This is a genomic window from Weissella sp. DD23 (genome assembly GCF_001579105.1).
GTDB lineage: Bacteria > Bacillota > Bacilli > Lactobacillales > Lactobacillaceae > Weissella > Weissella cibaria.
In genome coordinates, this window is the sequence record NZ_KQ970390.1 from 324,611 (window position 1) to 326,819 (window position 2,209).

The 2,209-nt window shown below is 45.4% G+C and carries 3 protein-coding genes; all 3 read right to left on the reverse strand.

From position 1 onward, the window contains the following. Positions 1–632: tRNA (guanosine(46)-N7)-methyltransferase TrmB (trmB, locus tag WEIDD23_RS01565; RefSeq protein WP_062358732.1), on the reverse strand; the 632-nt coding region annotated here is incomplete at its 3' end. Then, a complete protein-coding gene (locus WEIDD23_RS01570; RefSeq protein WP_010374873.1) occupies positions 616–1,725 on the reverse strand; it encodes an ABC transporter permease in 1,110 nt (369 codons plus the stop codon). The genes trmB and WEIDD23_RS01570, both read right to left, overlap by 17 nt. Continuing rightward, on the reverse strand, positions 1,725–2,209 hold a 485-nt coding region (locus tag WEIDD23_RS01575; RefSeq protein WP_062358698.1), incomplete at its 5' end, for an ATP-binding cassette domain-containing protein. The genes WEIDD23_RS01575 and WEIDD23_RS01570, both read right to left, overlap by 1 nt.

Here is a 2,209-nt window from a genome sequence, read left to right on the forward strand (position 1 = left end):
GGGAATCCTTGAGAAGCGAACTTTTGCTCGTACTCTGTCTCAACGTTATCCTGCATTTTTTCCTCGTCCTCGTGCAAGTTCAGTGAAATGCCGTCCTTGTAGAAGACCATGCCGTAGTCAGCGAATGAATACAATGAATACTCAAACAGGCCACGGTTGTCGGTTTTAAACTCTAGTTCTCCACCCGCTGGCAATACCGCTTGGTAACCGGCCAAAAATGACTTGTACGTCAAACGACGTGTCTCGTGACGACTCTTTGGCCATGGATCAGAAAAGTTCAAGAAGAGTTTAGATACTTCACCCTTTGTAAAGTACGTCTCAACGCCAGCACCATCACCATAAATGAATTTCAAATTAGGTAAGTCAGCTGGGTCTTCATCGGCCTTACGTGCGGCGACTGCAACCGCCCCCTCTTGAATCTCCATGCCGATAAAGTTAATTTCAGGGTATTTCTTGGCCATGCCAATAATAAATTGTCCCTTACCAGTCCCAATCTCGACGTGCAATGGTTGCACCTTTTCGAAGATGCTTTGCCAGTTGCCTTGTAGGCCGGTTGCACGGTCCTGAGTAATAACTAAGTCCGTGTGTTCTGCCAACCAAGGGCTTGTCCACTTTTTATTTCGTAAACGCACGTGAATTTCTCCTTCTAAACGTGTTTGCAATTCTGCGATTCGTATACCAGAATACCAAAATACCGCCTACTACGACAAGTCCTATGACATTTTGTAATAGAAGTGTGACAGAAGGCGTCGTTGCGAATCCCACCAGCGACCAAATCATAATGGTTAAGACTAACCAAGGTGTTATGGCAAAGCGGAACGCTTGCTGACGTTGGCCAATTGTAACAGGGAATAAATGGTCAAAAACGAGTTGTTGATGGCTCGCGACTAAAGGTAATACCTGCAACACAATCAAGTACATTAAAATCGCGTAGAGAGCTGTTTGTAGCCACCCTGTCGTAACCAGACCGGCTACGATACCGATGGCAGTTAAGCGCACCCAGACCCCTGCAAATTGGCTCTGCCGAACGAAAGTTGTCACCATTAGTTTAACGAGTGGATTCTGTCGATGACCAGGCCAATTGTGAATGAATCGATCCGCCCAACGATGTCGCTTGATACTTGGTCGCTGACCGGGTACATCAATAAATAAGTTGAAAAAAGCTAGGATGCTATTCTGCCTTTTTTCCTCATTCGCAATTAATGCACGCCAATCAATCATGTCACCTGCTTCGGCTTGTCGATACATTGCGATACGTTTAGCTGCGGTGATTGTCAGGATGATTTTAGTTATCACCAGGACAAGTGTTACTAAAATGACCACACTCAAGTACGGCGTCAGCAGGCGAAACATCATCGGCCACAAAAGAAGTGTCATGATAAATTGCATCACACCGTTAATGACTGCACTGTATAGCGTAGCTGTTCTGAACAAACGTCGCAACGCGGTTTCATCACCCATTAAGAACACAGGATCAGCCGGTTTTAAAAAATTAGCCGGTGTTTTGAAGATGACCAAAGTGATGACTAGGATAATTAACAGCAAGGCTTTTGTTCCCAGCGTAATCGGCGCATGTTGCCAAAGGTTGCGGTATGCAAGGCCAGCTGCACCTAATAAGAAAAATAACGCCAAGACAGCGTGGTCGTTAAACACGTATCGTAAGTACTTACTGAAGAGACGCCATTGTTGTGTCCATCGTTGTTGAAATAAGTGCCGCTTATCCATCAGTTTACCTCGTTGGGTTGCATATCCGGCACTAATGTTGCGAAGTCTTGCGCGGCTCCCTGCGCGGCAACCTGCCCATCACGCAAATAAATGAATTGATCAGCGTGGTTTTCAATGGTCGTTAACACGTGCGTTGTTAGCAAGAAGCTCGTACCGGTCGCTTTGCGCGCGTCAATTAGGGTCAACAAATCGTTAACGGCAATCACATCAAGCCCCAGAAATGGTTCGTCAATAATAAAAAATGGGGCATCCGTGATAAAAGCCATGACAATCATTACTTTTTGTCGCATACCCTTCGAGAAATGGGTTGGAAACCAGTCCAGCTTGTTATCCAGGCGGAACGTGTGCAAGAGACTTGTTGCACGTTGCCAAGCAGTTTCTTCATTTAATCCATATACATCAATCGTTAATGCGAGGTGCTCACGAAGTGTTAATTCGTCGTACAAAACTGGTTGTTCTGGAATGTAGGCAATTTGAGATTTAT